Genomic DNA, 14,700 nt, shown 5'->3' with positions numbered 1-14,700 from the left:
TGTTCTACCTGTTCAGACGGTGGCAGTAATGGGGTCATGCTTGAATCGCCCCCACAAGAGCGGCAGATCTTCCGGGACCTGGCGGTACTCGCCGATCTCGGACCAGCCGCCCGGGCCATGAAAATCACTGCCGGCACTGACCAGCAGACCAAATTCGCGGGCAAGAATCGCCAGGCTGCCGACCTGTTCGGCGGGTTGATGCCCGTTGACCACCTCGATTGCGTGGCCTCCCGCTCCAATATAGTCGCTGATCAGCTTGCGACGTTTGCTGCGGGTGAAATCGTAATGCCAGGGGTGCGCCAGGCTGACCCAGGCCCCGGAGGCCCGCAGGGTCTCGACGGTGTCTTCCAGGGTCGGCCAATGCAGTTTCACATCCCCCAACTTGCCGGCGCCCAGCCACTTGCGAAAAGCCTCGGCACGGTCTTTGACAAAACCTTCACGCACCATCCAGTCGGCAAAGTGCGGCCGGGCCGGCGCGTTGCCGCTGTCACCCAGTTCCTGCTGGACGGCACGGGCACCTTCCAGGCCACCCGGCATGCCTTTAAGGCTGAGCTTGCGGCTTATTTCTTCGGACCGCAGCCAGCGGCCATCGTGCAAATTGGCGATGGCCGCCACCAGCGGCGCAGCCTTCTGGTCGAAACCGTAGCCGAGCACATGAATGGTGGCGCCGCCCCAGGTGCAGGACAATTCCACCCCGTTGACCAGTTGCATACCCAGAGCCTGCGCGGCTTCGCGGGCTTCATCGAGGCCTTCGAGGGTGTCGTGGTCGGTCAACGCCAGGACTCGCACGCCTTTTTCAAACGCACGCGCGACCAGTACCGCGGGCGCCAGGGCGCCGTCGGAGGCCGTGCTGTGGCAGTGCAAATCAACATTCACGGAAGTGTGTAACCTCAAGTCAGCTGGCGCTTTCGCTACCAAGGATGTTTGTTATTATGCCGCCACATCCAGCTTCTGGCTCTTACTGTGAAACAATTCATCGACTTCATCCCGCTGTTGCTGTTTTTCATCGTTTATAAACTCGACCCTCGTGTCATCGACCTGGCCGGCCATGAGCTGACCGTCGGGGGCATCTACAGCGCCACCGCCGTGCTGATCATCAGCTCTGTCGTGGTCTACGGCGCGATCTTCATCTCCCAGCGCAAACTCGAAAAAAGCCAATGGCTGACCCTGGTTGCCTGCCTGGTCTTCGGCAGCCTGACCCTGGCCTTCCACAGCGAAACCTTCCTTAAATGGAAAGCCCCGGTGGTGAACTGGCTGTTCGCCCTGGCGTTCATCGGCAGCCACTTCATCGGTGATCGCCTGCTGATCAAGCGGATCATGGGCCATGCCCTGACCCTGCCGGAGCCGGTCTGGGTACGCCTGAACGTGGCCTGGATCGTCTTTTTCCTGTTCTGCGGTGCCGCCAACCTGTTCGTGGCCTTCACCTTCCAGGACTACTGGGTCGACTTCAAAGTGTTCGGCAGCCTGGGCATGACCGTGTTGTTCCTGGTTGCCCAGGGTATCTACCTGTCGCGCCACCTGCATGACACCGACCCTACCACGCCGAAAACCGAGGACTGACATGCTCTACGCCATTGTTGCTACCGACGTTGCCAACTCGCTGGAAAAACGCCTGTCCGTGCGGCCGGCTCACCTTGAGCGCCTGAAAGTGCTGCAAGCAGACGGCCGGCTGGTGCTGGCCGGCCCGAACCCGGCGGTCGACAGCAACGACCCGGGCGATGCCGGTTTTACCGGCAGCCTGATCATCGCCGAGTTTGCCTCCCTGGCCGATGCCCAGGCGTGGGCCAAGGCGGATCCGTATATCGCAGCAGGCGTCTACGCGGATGTCTCGGTCAAGCCGTTCAAACAAGTCCTGCCTTGAACCCTGGAACGCCGAACCTATTGCGTGCGGCGTACTCCTAATGGCTCATTATTCCCGGTAACCTGCCGACAACGTTCTGAATATTCGTGTGGAATCAGGAGTTCCGATGCGCTTACGTCAGTTGTGTCTGTTGGCAGTGTTAACGATCGGGGCCACGGCCCAGGCTGAAGAACCCTCGAACACCGGCAGCTCCACGCCTTTGTCCTTGAGTGCCGGCGGCCAGATCACCGAGTTGCAGCAACGCTTGAAAGAAAGCGAGCGGCTGCGCGAAGAACTGAGCAAGCAACTGCAAAGTGCGGACACCGCCCGCGAAAGCGCCCAACTGAATCGCTTGCGCCAGGAGAACCAACGCCTGGCCCAGCAACTCAAAGAAGCACAGGGCGGCACCTTCACCCACTGGCTGACCGAGCAACAACAGTGGTTTGTCACCGGGGGTGCCGTGGCACTGATCGCCCTGCTGTGTGGCATTTTTGCCAGCGGTGGGCACCGTCGCCGTCGACAATGGCTAAATTGAGTGAGTCATGAGCGAGCTGTTACTGATAGATGATGACCAGGAGCTCTGTGAGCTGCTGACCAGTTGGTTGAGCCAGGAAGGTTTCCAGGTGCGCGCCTGCCACGACGGCTTGAGCGCGCGCAAAGCCTTGGCCGACAGCGCCCCCGCGGCCGTCGTGCTCGACGTGATGCTGCCCGACGGCAGCGGCCTTGAGCTGCTCAAGCAACTGCGCAACGACCACCCGGACTTGCCGGTGCTGATGCTCTCGGCGCGTGGCGAGCCGCTGGACCGTATTCTCGGCCTGGAATTGGGCGCTGATGATTACCTGGCCAAGCCCTGCGATCCGCGTGAACTCACTGCGCGCCTGCGTGCCGTGTTGCGCCGCAGCCACCCGGCGGCGGTGTCGACGCAGATGGAGCTGGGCGACCTGTGTTTCAGCCCGGTGCGTGGCGTGGTCAGCATCGACGAGCAGGAGTTCGCCCTCACCGTCTCCGAAAGCCGTCTGCTGGAAGCCTTGCTGCGCCAGCCCGGTGAGCCGCTGGACAAGCAGGAACTGGCGCAGATCGCCCTGGGCCGCAAGCTGACCCTTTACGATCGCAGCCTGGACATGCACGTGAGCAACCTGCGCAAAAAGATCGGCCCGCACCCGGATGGCCGGCCGCGGATCGTGGCGTTGCGCAGCCGCGGCTACTACTACAGCCTCTGAACACGCTGCGCAAGTCCTGTGGAAGCTGGCTTGTGTGGGAGCGGGCTTGCTCGCGAATGCGGTAGATCAGCCACTATTTGCGGCGACTGACACACCGCCTTCGCGAGCAAGCCCGCTCCCACATTTGAATAGCTAAGCCCTGATAGTTTTGTCAGTTCGCACCAAAACCCTCTTTACCCAAGCTTTACCCACACCTGACCGCCGCTGACCTTGTTCTCCTTAATCTACTCACATCCGGACTCACCGGAATAGAGACAGGAGAATCACCATGCGCAAGACCCTTATCGCTCTGATGTTCGCCGCTGCCCTGCCCACCGTTGCCATGGCTGCAGCGCCAGACGGCCCAGGCCCGATGGGCGGCCCGGAAGGCCACATGATGGGTGGCCCGGGCCACGGTGGCGAACACGGTCCGCGCGGTCACGGCGGCCCCTTCCGCCAGCTGGATCTGACCAAAGAACAGCGCCAGCAGATCGGCAAACTGATGGGTGACCAGTGGCACGCTCGCAAAGACCTGGTCAAAAAGTACCTGGACAAACTGCCCGCCGCTGACCAGAAGGCCATGCAGGATGAAATCGCTGCCGGCAAACAGAAAACCCAGGCCGACATCCGTGCCGTGCTGAAACCCGATCAACAGAAGAAATTCGACGAGATCGTGAAAAAACAAGCCGAGCGCCGCGCCGAATGGAAGGAATTCCAGGCCTGGAAAGCCCAGCAGCCGCAAAAAGCGCAATAATGATCTAGCGTTCCCCAGCCCAGTGGCCATCGCCACTGGGCTTTTCCTGTTTGAGGGTTTCCTGTGCGTTCATTGTTCTGGCGAATCCTGGCCAGTTTCTGGCTGGCCATCGCCCTGGTTGCCGGGTTGTCGATTCTGCTTGGGCACATGCTCAACCAGGACGCCTGGATTCTCAGCCGCCACCCCGGCCTCAACAACCTGGCGCAAGAGTGGACCCAGCTTTACGAAGCCCAGGGCGAGGACGCCGCCCAGGAACTGCTGCAACAGCGCAAACGCCAGTATCACATTGATGTGCAAGTGCTGAACGAAACCGGTGACCCGGTAGTACGCGGCACCTTCCCGCGCCGTGCCGCCGCCTTTGAGGCTCGCCAGAATGACAGCCAGGACGGTCACCTGCCCTGGCGGCGCCTGACCGCCGAGTACACCAGCGAAAAAACCGGCGACACCTACCTGCTGATCTACCGCATTCCCCACCCCGAACTCGATGCCTGGCACCGCAGCAGCCTGATGTGGCCACTCAGCGCGCTGGCGATTGCACTGGTGGTGCTGACCCTGTTCAGCCTGCTCGTCACGCTATCCATCACGCGCCCCCTCAGCCGCCTGCGCGGCGCGGTGCATGACCTGGGCCAGACCACCTATCAGCAAAACAGCCTGGCGCAATTGGCCAACCGCCGCGATGAATTCGGCGTGCTGGCCACCGATTTCAACCGCATGGGTGCACGCCTGCAAAGCCTGATCGGCAGCCAGCGCCAGCTATTGCGCGACGTGTCCCACGAACTGCGCTCACCCCTGGCCCGCCTGCGTATCGCCCTGGCGCTGGCCGAACGCGCCAGCCCCGAAGAGCGCGAGCGTCTTTGGCCACGCCTGACCCGCGAGTGCGACCGCCTGGAAGCACTGATCAGTGAAATCCTGGTACTCGCCCGCGTCGATGCCGACAACGCCAGCGCCGAAGACATGGACCTCAACCCTCTGCTCAAGACTCTGCAAAAAGACGCCCAACTCAGCGCCCCCGAGCAGCTTGTACAGTTGACGGCCGAACCCGAGTTGCTCATCAAAGGCTGGCCGACCATGATCGAGCGCGCGGTGGATAACTTGCTGCGCAACGCCCAGCGCTTCAATCCGCTGGGCCAGCCCATCGAGTTGCAGGCCCAACGCCACGGCGAACGCATTCTGATCAGCGTGCGCGACCACGGCCCTGGTGTTGAGGCCGAGCACCTGACCCAATTGGGCGAGCCGTTTTACCGCGCCCCCGGCCAAGTCGCCCAAGGTCACGGCCTGGGCCTGGCCATCGCCCGCCGCGCGGCAGAACGCCATGGCGGCAGCCTGACCCTGGCCAATCACCCGGACGGCGGTTTTATCGCCAGCATCGACCTGCCGTTGGAACCGGGAGTTGTCACAGCGGTGTGATGATCTTCTATAGTGGCCCTTCTCTTACGGAGGGCCTTTGATGACTGACCTGCTGACACCCATCCAAGCCGCACTCGCTTTACCCCACACCCCGCTGCCTCAAACCTCGGCCGGCGCCCTGCCTTCGACCTTCGCCGTGACCGACCTGGCCAGCGCCAGCATCGGCGCCGCCGGCCAGGCGGTTGCGCAGTTGATCCAGCAACAGACCGGGCGCCTGCCGACGGTCAACGTGGACCGGCGCCTCGCCTCCTTCTGGTTTTCCTCGTCGATTCGCCCTGTCGGCTGGCAAGTGCCGCCGCTGTGGGACCCGGTGGCCGGCGACTATGCCAGCGCGGACGGCTGGATTCGCTTGCACACCAACGCGCCCCACCACCGTGATGCCGCCGAGCGCGTGCTGGGCAAGGTGACCGACCGCGCGCACATGGCGAGCAAAGTCGCCGCGTGGAATGCCGCAGAACTGGAGCAGGCAGTCGTCGATGCGGGCGGTTGCGCGGCGCAGATGCGCTCGTGGCAGGCCTGGCAAACCCATCCGCAGGGCTTGGCGGTAAACGCCGAGGCACTGGTGCAGCGCGAGACGTTTGCAACGCTGAGCGACAAACCCTGGCTCGGCTCGGTGGCGCGCCCGTTGGCCGGTATCAAGGTGCTCGACTTGACCCGCGTGCTGGCAGGCCCGGTGGCGAGCCGTTTCCTCGCCGGGCTGGGCGCCGACGTGCTGCGCATCGACTCGCCGACCTGGAACGAGCCGGGCGTGGTACCCGAAATGACGCTGGGCAAACGCTGTGCCCGCCTCGATCTGAAAAGCACCGAGGGCCGGCAGGTATTCGAAAGTCTGCTCAAGGGCGCCGACATCCTGTTCCACGGCTACCGTGCCGATGCACTGGAGCAGTTGGGTTATAGCTCGGCCGGGCTGCAAGCCCTCGCCCCCGGGCTGATCGACGTGAGCCTCAACGCCTACGGCTGGACCGGCCCGTGGCGCAACCGGCGCGGCTTCGACAGCCTGGTGCAGATGAGCAGCGGGATAGCCGATGCGGGCATGGCCTGGAAAAAAGCGGATAAACCGGTGCCGTTACCCTTGCAGGCGCTGGATCATGCGACCGGGTATTTGATGGCGTCGGCGGCGATTCAGGCGTTGAGCGAGCGTTTGAAAACCGGGCGCGGCGGGTCGGCGCGGTTGTCGTTGGCGCGCACGGCGAAGTTGCTGGTGGAAGGTGGCCAGGTGCCGGAGCAAGCGGCGTTGCGGGCAGAAGAGACGAGCGACCAAGGCTTGGTGGTGGAGCAGACGCCGTGGGGCCAGGCTCATCGGTTGCTGGCGCCAGTGACCATCAGCGGCACGCCGTTGCAGTGGGATTTGGCGGCGGGGGAATTGGGGTCACACCGGGCGCAGTGGTGATCTGACAATCGTTATCGCAGGCAAGCCAGCTCCCACACTTGATTTGTGAACACGGTCAAAGGTGGGAGCTGGCTTGCCTGCGATGAGGCCAGTGCAGCCCCCTCAATCCCCCCGCTGCAACGACGTCCACAAATGCTGCGCCGCATAAGCCCGGAGCGGCCGCCAAGCCTCGGCCCGGGCTTGTAACTGCCGTGCCGAAACCGGCCCGCCCTCCAGCGCTGCCAAGGCATTGATCAAGCCGATATCCCCCGACGCAAACGCATCCGCCTCGCGCATCTGGCGCATGGCGATGTATTGCGCCGTCCAGTCGCCAATTCCCTGCAAGGCCACCAGGCGTGCCACGCCTTCCTTCAGGCTGGCTTTGGGCTCAAACAGTTCAGGGTCATCCAGCAACGCTTGGGCCACGCCCGATAACGTACGGCCCCGCGCCTTGGGCATGCCCAACGTTGCCAGGTCCGCCATCGCCAGCACCTCGGGCGTCGGGAATACATGGGTGATGCCAGGGTGCGGTGTCTCCAGTGGCTGGCCATAGTGCGCCACCAGCTTGCCCGCCAGGCGAATCGCCGCCACCACGGTGATCTGCTGGCCCAACACTGCGCGAATGGCCAGCTCCAGACCGTCCCATGTTCCCGGCACTCGCAAGCCTGGGCGGGCCGCCACGAGTTTCGCCATCAAAGGGTCGCGGGACAATTGCGCGCTGATCGCCTGAGGCTGCGCATCCAGATCAAACTGAATGCGCAGGCGCCGTTCAATCTCGGGAAAGGCCGCCTTGTCAGGAAAATCGACGCCCACCTCCAACCAATCCCCCGCCCCCGGCGCAACACTGATCCAGCCATGCTGCCCTGCAACGCTGATGCTGCGCCGGTACACACCGTCGGCCACGGTTTCCAGGCCGCCAATCGCGCGCATCGACAGAAAACCCAACATTGCCGCCCAGTCGTAGGGCGGCTGATACGCCAGTCTCACAACGACAACACCCCGCTATACAGCCCATACGCCGCCAGCCCGGCGCCCGCGACCACGCAGCAGAAAATGCCTTTTTCCACGGAGGTAAACAATGGCAGGCCTTGCTCGCGTTTGGCCAGGGCAAACAGGATGACGCCCGGCGCATACAGCAGCGCCGACAGCAGCAGGTATTTCAGGCCCCCGGCGTAGAGCAGCCACACCGCATACATCAGGGCGACCAGCCCCACCAGCAAATCCTTCACGCGCCGGCGTTGCGCGCCTGCGTAGGTTTCACCGCGCCCGCTGAGCAGCACGGCGTAGGCCGCCGACCACAGGTAAGGCACCAGAATCATCGACGACGCGAGGTAAATCAGGGTGGTGTAGGTGCTTTGGGAAAACAGCGTGATCACCAGGAACACCTGGATCATCACATTGGTCATCCACAACGCATTGACCGGCACCTGGTTGGCGTTTTCCTTTTTGAGGAAGGCCGGCATGGTGTTGTCGTGGGCGGTGGCATAGAGGATTTCCGCACACAGCAGCGCCCAAGACAGCAAGGCGCCGAGCAGCGAGACGGCCAACCCGAGACTGATCAACAGGGCGCCCCATGGCCCGACGATGTGCTCCAGCACGCCCGCCAGGGAGGGGTTCTGCAATTGCGCCAGTTCCGGCTGGCTCATGATCCCCAGCGACAGCACGTTCACCAGCACCAGCAACGCCAGCACACCGAGAAACCCGATCACCGTGGCACGGCCCACGTCGGAGCGCTTTTCAGCCCGCGCCGAATACACGCTGGCACCTTCGATGCCGATAAACACGAACACAGTGACCAGCATCATGTGGCGCACCTGGTCCACCACGCTTCCCATGCTCGGGTTGCCAAGGCCCCAGATGTCGCGGGTGAAAATGTCGGCTTTGAATGCTACGGCGGCGATCACGATAAACATCAGCAACGGCACAACCTTCGCCACGGTAGTGACTTGGTTGATAAAGGCCGCCTCCTTGATCCCGCGCAGCACCAGAAAGTGCACGGCCCACAACAGCAACGAGGCGCAGGCAATCGCGATGGGTGTATTGCCCTGGCCGAACACCGGAAAAAAGTAGCCAAGGGTGCTGAACAGCAACACGAAGTAGCCGACATTGCCCATCCACGCACTGATCCAATAACCCCAGGCCGATGAGAACCCCATGTAATCACCGAAACCGGCCTTGGCGTAGGCATACACCCCGGAATCGAGTTCGGGCTTACGGTTGGCGAGGGTCTGGAACACAAAGGCCAGGGTCAGCATGCCGACCGCAGTGATTGCCCAGCCGATCAACACCGCGCCCACCTCGGCGCGCGCGGCCATGTTTTGCGGCAGGGAAAAAATACCGCCCCCAATCATCGAGCCGACCACCAAGGCAATCAGGGCGCCAAGTCGAAGTTTTTGGGCAGGCTGGGGCATGAACACTCCTGAATCAATAACAACTTGAGCTGACAACTGTGCACTCACTCAATGGCTCAGCGAGTGTAGCGCTTATTAGAGCGCCCACTAAAAACGGCAGGTTAATAACGCAATGGCATGTCAATTAGTAAAGTTTAGGCTTATTTAGAATTTAAATAGTGAGAACTCCGACACACCGTGAAACATCGTTCAAAAAGTTTGCACATTCGGAAATACGGTCTAGCTTCAAACGTCCATACCCCTGACTAAATGATTAACCCAAAACGATGAAAGCGCTCTGGAAAGCGCCTTTTCGAGGATATGTATCGCCCACGAACTTTCACCTTAAGTCATTAATTCACAATGGAATGTGCCAATGAAGTGATCTGAGTCAGCTGTTTGATTAGCGCACGGAATTATTCTGTGGTCTCTCTTCTCCTGCATTGGAGTCATGCAATGTCTGAAACTCCCGGAAAACTTCGATTGGGCGCACTGGTTGCACTTGTCGTGGGTTCGATGATCGGCGGCGGGATCTTCTCTCTGCCGCAAAACATGGCCGCCAGCGCCGACGTCGGCGCCGTGCTGATTGGCTGGGTCATCACCGCCATCGGTATGCTGACCCTCGCTTTCGTGTTCCAGACCCTCGCCAACCGCAAGCCCGACCTCGACGGCGGGGTGTATGCCTACGCCAAGGCCGGTTTTGGCGATTACATGGGTTTCTCGTCTGCCTGGGGTTACTGGATCAGTGCCTGGCTGGGCAACGTCGGGTACTTCGTGCTCTTGTTCAGCACCCTCGGCTACTTCTTCCCCCTCTTCGGTGAAGGCAACACGCCAGCGGCCGTCATCGGTGCCTCGGTGCTGCTGTGGGCCGTGCACTTTCTGGTGCTGCGCGGGATCAAAGAAGCCGCGTTCATCAACCTGGTCACCACTGTCGCCAAAGTGGTGCCGCTGGTGCTGTTCGTGTTGATCGCGCTGTTCGCGTTCAAGCTGGACATCTTCACCGCTGACATCTGGGGCGTGAAAAACCCGGACCTGGGCAGCGTAATGAACCAGGTGCGCAACATGATGCTGGTGACCGTGTGGGTGTTCATCGGCATTGAAGGCGCGAGCATCTTCTCGTCCCGTGCGGAAAAACGCAGCGACGTGGGCAAGGCCACCGTGATCGGCTTTATTACCGTGCTGCTGTTCCTGATGCTGGTCAACGTGTTGTCCCTGGGGATCATGACCCAGCCGGAACTGGCCAAGTTGCAGAACCCGTCGATGGCCGCCGTGCTGGAGCATGTGGTGGGCCATTGGGGCGCGGTGCTGATCAGCGTCGGCTTGATCATTTCCTTGCTGGGCGCGCTGCTGTCATGGGTGCTGCTGTGTGCGGAGATCATGTTCGCCGCCGCCAAGGACCACACCATGCCCGAGTTCATGCGCAAGGAGAACGCCAACCACGTACCGGTCAACGCCCTGTGGCTGACCAACGCCATGGTGCAGCTGTTCCTGGTGATCACGCTGTTTTCGGCCAGCACCTACCTGTCGCTGATCTACCTCGCCACCTCGATGATCCTGGTGCCTTACCTGTGGTCGGCGGCCTACGCCCTGTTGCTGGCGGTGCGTGGCGAAACCTACGAAAACGCCCTGCGCGAACGCAAGAAAGACCTGTTCATCGGTGCCATCGCGCTGATCTACGCGGTCTGGCTGCTCTACGCCGGTGGCACCAAATACCTGCTGCTCTCCGCCCTGCTCTACGCCCCCGGCGCGATTCTGTTCGCCAAGGCCAAGCGTGAACTGGGCAAACCGGTTTTCACCAACGTCGAGAAGCTGATTTTCGCCGCAGTGGTCATTGGCGCCCTGGTGGCTGCCTACGGCCTCTACGACGGCTTCCTGACTCTGTAACTTTTGTTCACTGGAGAATCTGCAATGACCACGGAAAAAGTGAAGTACGGCGTACATTCCGAAGCCGGCAAACTGCGCAAAGTCATGGTGTGCTCCCCAGGCTTGGCCCACCAGCGGCTGACCCCCAACAACTGCGATGAACTGCTGTTCGATGACGTGCTGTGGGTGGCCCAGGCCAAGCGCGACCACTTCGATTTTGTGACCAAGATGCGCGAACGCGACATCGATGTGCTGGAAATGCACAACCTGCTGACCGACATCGTTGCCATCCCCGAAGCGCTCGACTGGATCCTGGAACGCAAGATCACCGCCAACACGGTGGGTCTGGGCCTGGTCGATGAAGTCGGCTCGTGGCTGCGCAGCCTGGAACCGCGCAAGGTCGCCGAGTACCTGATCGGGGGCGTCTCGGCCGATGACCTGCCGAGCAGCTTCGGGGGCAAGGCCATCGAGATGTTCCGCGATTTCCTCGGCCACTCGAGTTTCATCCTGCCGCCGCTGCCCAACACCCAGTTCACTCGCGACACCACCTGCTGGATCTACGGCGGCGTGACGCTCAACCCCATGTACTGGCCGGCACGACGCCAGGAAACCTTGCTGGCCAGCGCCATCTACAAATTCCACCCGGAGTTCACCAACGCCGACTTCCAAATCTGGTACGGCGACCCCGATCAGGAGCACGGCGCTTCCACGCTGGAAGGCGGCGACGTGATGCCCATCGGCAACGGCGTGGTGTTGATCGGCATGGGCGAGCGCTCGTCCCATCAGGCCATCGGCCAATTGGCGCGCAACCTGTTCAAGAACAAGGCGGTAGAACGCGTGATCGTGGCCGGCCTGCCGAAATCCCGTGCGGCGATGCACCTGGACACGGTGTTCAGTTTCTGCGACCGCGACCTGGTCACCATCTTCCCCGAAGTGGTCAACCAGATCGTCGCGTTCACCCTGCGCCCTGACGACAGCAAGCCCCACGGCATCGATATCCAGCGCGAGAAAACCAACTTCCTCGACACCGTGGCCGCCGCGCTCAACCTCAAGGCCCTGCGCGTGGTGGAAACCGGCGGCAACAGCTTTGCCGCCGAACGCGAGCAATGGGACGACGGCAACAACGTGGTGGCCGTGGAGCCGGGCGTGGTGATCGGCTACGACCGCAACACCTACACCAACACCCTGCTGCGCAAGGCCGGGGTGGAAGTCATCACCATCAGTGCCGGTGAACTGGGCCGGGGCCGTGGCGGCGGCCACTGCATGACCTGCCCGATCATCCGCGACCCAATCGACTACTAAGGAGATCCATCATGGCTTTCAACATGCGCAACCGCAGCCTGCTGTCGCTGATGCACCACACCACCCGCGAGCTGCATTACCTGCTGGACCTGTCCCGCGACCTCAAACGCGCCAAATACACCGGCACCGAACGTCCGCACCTCAAGGGCAAAAACATCGCGCTGATCTTCGAAAAAACCTCGACGCGCACCCGCTGTGCGTTCGAAGTGGCGGCCCATGACCAAGGCGCCCACGTCACCTACATCGACCCGGTGTCGTCGCAGATCGGCCACAAGGAAAGCATGAAAGACACGGCCCGCGTGCTCGGCCGCATGTTCGATGCCATTGAGTACCGTGGCTTCGAACAGGAAATCGTCGAAGAGCTGGCCAAGTTCGCCGGCGTGCCGGTATTCAACGGCCTGACCGCCGAATTCCACCCGACGCAAATGATCGCCGACACCCTGACCATGCGCGAACACAGCGACAAGCCGCTGCATGACATCAGCTACGCCTACCTGGGCGACGCCCGCTACAACATGGGCAACTCGCTGCTGATGATCGGCGCCAAGCTGGGCATGGACGTGCGCATCGGCGCACCGAAAGCCCTGTGGCCCCATGAAGATTTCATCAAGCAGTGCCAGGCCTTTGCCGAGGAAAGCGGCGCACGCATCACCATCACCGAAGACCCGAAAGAGGCGGTCAAAGGCGTGGACTTCATCCACACCGACATTTGGGTGTCGATGGGCGAGCCGGTGGAAGCGTGGGACGAGCGAATCGAGCAACTGCTGCCCTACCAGGTCAACGCGAAGATGATGAAAGCCTCGGGCAACCCGCGCGTGAAATTCATGCACTGCCTGCCGGCGTTTCATAACAGCGAAACCAAAGTGGGCAAGGACATTGCGGCGCGCTATCCGAACCTGGCCAATGGCGTGGAGGTAACGGAGGACGTGTTTGAGTCGCCGGCCAACATCGCGTTCGAGCAGGCGGAAAACCGCATGCACACCATCAAGGCGATTCTGGTGTCGGCGCTGGCGGATATCTAAACCCACACAGCTCCCACTGACGAAACACGATCAAAACTGTGGGAGCGGGCTTGCTCGCGAATGCGGTGTGTCAGCCGCACATGCAGCAACTGATCCACCGCATTCGCGAGCAAGCCCGCTCCCACATTTTGCCCGTGTTCACAACGCAGAATTACAGAAGGACATTTTGTATGCGTATCGTCGTTGCACTGGGCGGTAACGCCCTGCTTCGCCGCGGTGAACCCATGACCGCGGACAACCAGCGCGCCAATATCCGGGTCGCCACCGAACAGATCGCCAAGATCCATCCCGGCAACGAGCTGGTGATCGCCCACGGCAATGGCCCGCAAGTCGGCCTGTTGTCGTTGCAGGCGGCAGCCTATACCCAGGTTTCGCCTTACCCCCTGGACGTGCTCGGTGCTGAAACCGAGGGCATGATCGGTTACATCATCGAACAGGAACTGGGCAACCTGCTGGACTTCGAAGTGCCCTTCGCCACCCTGCTCACCCAAGTGGAAGTGGACGCCAAGGACCCCGCGTTCAAGAACCCGACCAAGCCCATCGGCCCGGTCTACGCCAAGGCTGAAGCAGAAAAACTCGCCGCTGAAAAAGGCTGGGTGATTGCGCCCGATGGCGACAAATACCGCCGTGTGGTGGCCAGCCCCCGCCCGAAACGCATCTTTGAAATACGCCCGATCAAATGGTTGCTGGAAAAAAGTGCCATTGTGATTTGCGCCGGCGGTGGCGGCATTCCGACGATGTATGGCGAAGACGGCAAGCTGCGCGGCATCGAAGCGGTGATCGACAAAGACCTGTGCTCCTCGCTGCTGGCCTCGCAGCTGGACGCCGATTTACTGGTGATTGCCACCGACGTCAACGCGGCCTTTATCGATTACGGCAAGCCGACGCAGAAGGCCATCGGCCAGGCCCACCCCGACGAAATCGAAAAACTCGGTTTCGCCGCCGGTTCCATGGGCCCCAAGGTCCAGGCCGCCTGTGAGTTCGCCCGTCAGACTGGCAAAACCGCAGTCATCGGTTCACTCTCGGACATCGAAGCCATCGTCCAGGGTAGCGCCGGCACACGCATCAGCACGGCAAAACCTGGCATCACCTACCAGTGAAGCAGTAGAGGAGAAACGCCTATGGCCACCTTTGAACCGGGTCACTTGCACGTCGAACGTCACGCGCTGAATGCCCAGGACTACAGCTACAACCTGTGCATCGATTACGAAGTCAGCCAGGACCCCAAGGAAGGCAAGGGGATGCTGTTCAAGCTGCATGGCTCGGTACAGGGCAAGGACCTCAAGGAAGCGTTCTTTCTGCCCAAGGACCAGGCGTTCGACTTTGCCCGGCATGCGATGAACATCGCGCAGAAATACGGCATGCCAAAGATCGCGGTGCTCAATGGCGCGATGCACAAACAATACGATTTGATGTTTGAGGATGTACGGCATCAGCTGGATGTGAAGTCCGGCGACCCGATCAAGCCTGAACATCTTGAGTAAGAACACCGCAAGTCCCCTGTGGGAGCGGGCTTGCTCGCGAATGCAGTGGATCAGTTAACACATCTATGAC

15 protein-coding genes are annotated in these 14,700 nt (G+C 61.5%); 12 read left to right on the top strand and 3 right to left on the bottom strand.

Annotation, left to right across the window (positions count from 1 at the left end; all coding sequences use genetic code 11):
- Positions 1-12: 12 nt before the first annotated feature.
- Positions 13-876: a PHP domain-containing protein gene (locus tag AB4P94_RS12795; protein WP_395610813.1), complete on the bottom strand. Its 864-nt coding sequence runs from the start codon at positions 874-876 to the stop codon at positions 13-15.
- 87 nt (positions 877-963) lie between these two features.
- Here AB4P94_RS12795 and AB4P94_RS12790 point away from each other — a divergent pair, with 87 nt between their 5' ends.
- The 7 genes from AB4P94_RS12790 (at position 964) to AB4P94_RS12760 (ending at position 6,590) form a co-directional block, all read left to right on the top strand.
- The gene (locus AB4P94_RS12790; protein WP_395610812.1) at positions 964-1,560 is read left to right on the top strand and encodes a septation protein A; all 597 of its coding nucleotides are present in this window, start codon (positions 964-966) and stop codon (positions 1,558-1,560) included.
- A gap of 1 nt (position 1,561) precedes the next feature.
- Entirely contained in the window at positions 1,562-1,861 is a 300-nt protein-coding gene (locus tag AB4P94_RS12785; protein WP_395610811.1) for a YciI family protein, read from the top strand.
- Between the two features lie 106 nt (positions 1,862-1,967).
- Complete coding sequence (locus AB4P94_RS12780) at positions 1,968-2,375, top strand: translation initiation factor 2 (RefSeq protein WP_395610810.1); 408 nt, start codon at positions 1,968-1,970, stop codon at positions 2,373-2,375.
- A gap of 7 nt (positions 2,376-2,382) precedes the next feature.
- Positions 2,383-3,060 carry a response regulator transcription factor gene (locus tag AB4P94_RS12775; protein WP_395610809.1) on the top strand — a complete coding sequence of 226 codons (678 nt, stop codon included), beginning with the start codon at positions 2,383-2,385 and terminating at the stop codon, positions 3,058-3,060.
- Positions 3,061-3,328: 268 nt separating this feature from the next.
- A complete protein-coding gene (locus tag AB4P94_RS12770) occupies positions 3,329-3,793 on the top strand; it encodes an LTXXQ domain protein (RefSeq protein ID WP_395610808.1) in 465 nt (154 codons plus the stop codon).
- Between the two features lie 63 nt (positions 3,794-3,856).
- Positions 3,857-5,200, top strand: a complete 1,344-nt coding sequence (locus AB4P94_RS12765) for a sensor histidine kinase (RefSeq protein ID WP_395610807.1) — start codon at positions 3,857-3,859, stop codon at positions 5,198-5,200.
- A 40-nt stretch (positions 5,201-5,240) separates the two neighbouring features.
- Positions 5,241-6,590: a CoA transferase gene (locus tag AB4P94_RS12760; protein WP_395610806.1), complete on the top strand. Its 1,350-nt coding sequence runs from the start codon at positions 5,241-5,243 to the stop codon at positions 6,588-6,590.
- Between the two features lie 102 nt (positions 6,591-6,692).
- On the opposite strand, the gene AB4P94_RS12755 is transcribed toward AB4P94_RS12760, so the two are convergent.
- Entirely contained in the window at positions 6,693-7,556 is an 864-nt protein-coding gene (locus AB4P94_RS12755; RefSeq protein ID WP_395610805.1) for a DNA-3-methyladenine glycosylase family protein, read from the bottom strand.
- Positions 7,553-8,980: an arginine-ornithine antiporter gene (gene arcD / locus AB4P94_RS12750; RefSeq protein ID WP_395610804.1), complete on the bottom strand. Its 1,428-nt coding sequence runs from the start codon at positions 8,978-8,980 to the stop codon at positions 7,553-7,555. Before arcD (AB4P94_RS12750) ends, AB4P94_RS12755 begins: the two co-directional genes overlap by 4 nt.
- Before the next feature lie 435 nt (positions 8,981-9,415).
- Here arcD (AB4P94_RS12750) and arcD (AB4P94_RS12745) point away from each other — a divergent pair, with 435 nt between their 5' ends.
- The 5 genes from arcD (AB4P94_RS12745) to AB4P94_RS12725 all read left to right on the top strand — a co-directional run bounded on the left by arcD (AB4P94_RS12745) (position 9,416) and on the right by AB4P94_RS12725 (position 14,630).
- Positions 9,416-10,843 carry an arginine-ornithine antiporter gene (arcD, locus tag AB4P94_RS12745; protein ID WP_395610803.1) on the top strand — a complete coding sequence of 476 codons (1,428 nt, stop codon included), beginning with the start codon at positions 9,416-9,418 and terminating at the stop codon, positions 10,841-10,843.
- A 24-nt stretch (positions 10,844-10,867) separates the two neighbouring features.
- Positions 10,868-12,124 carry an arginine deiminase gene (gene arcA, locus AB4P94_RS12740; protein ID WP_395610802.1) on the top strand — a complete coding sequence of 419 codons (1,257 nt, stop codon included), beginning with the start codon at positions 10,868-10,870 and terminating at the stop codon, positions 12,122-12,124.
- Positions 12,125-12,135: 11 nt separating this feature from the next.
- The gene (locus tag AB4P94_RS12735) at positions 12,136-13,146 is read left to right on the top strand and encodes an ornithine carbamoyltransferase (protein ID WP_016973242.1); all 1,011 of its coding nucleotides are present in this window, start codon (positions 12,136-12,138) and stop codon (positions 13,144-13,146) included.
- 170 nt (positions 13,147-13,316) lie between these two features.
- Positions 13,317-14,246 carry a carbamate kinase gene (gene arcC, locus AB4P94_RS12730; protein WP_395610801.1) on the top strand — a complete coding sequence of 310 codons (930 nt, stop codon included), beginning with the start codon at positions 13,317-13,319 and terminating at the stop codon, positions 14,244-14,246.
- Between the two features lie 21 nt (positions 14,247-14,267).
- On the top strand, positions 14,268-14,630 hold the full coding sequence (locus AB4P94_RS12725) for a DUF5064 family protein (RefSeq protein ID WP_395610800.1): 363 nt from the start codon (positions 14,268-14,270) through the stop codon (positions 14,628-14,630).
- Positions 14,631-14,700: the final 70 nt, after the last annotated feature.

The organism is Pseudomonas sp. B22129 (assembly GCF_044218875.1).
GTDB lineage: Bacteria > Pseudomonadota > Gammaproteobacteria > Pseudomonadales > Pseudomonadaceae > Aquipseudomonas.
The sequence above is the reverse complement of the archived record's forward strand: the minus strand, read 5'-3'. Positions and strand labels throughout refer to the sequence as shown.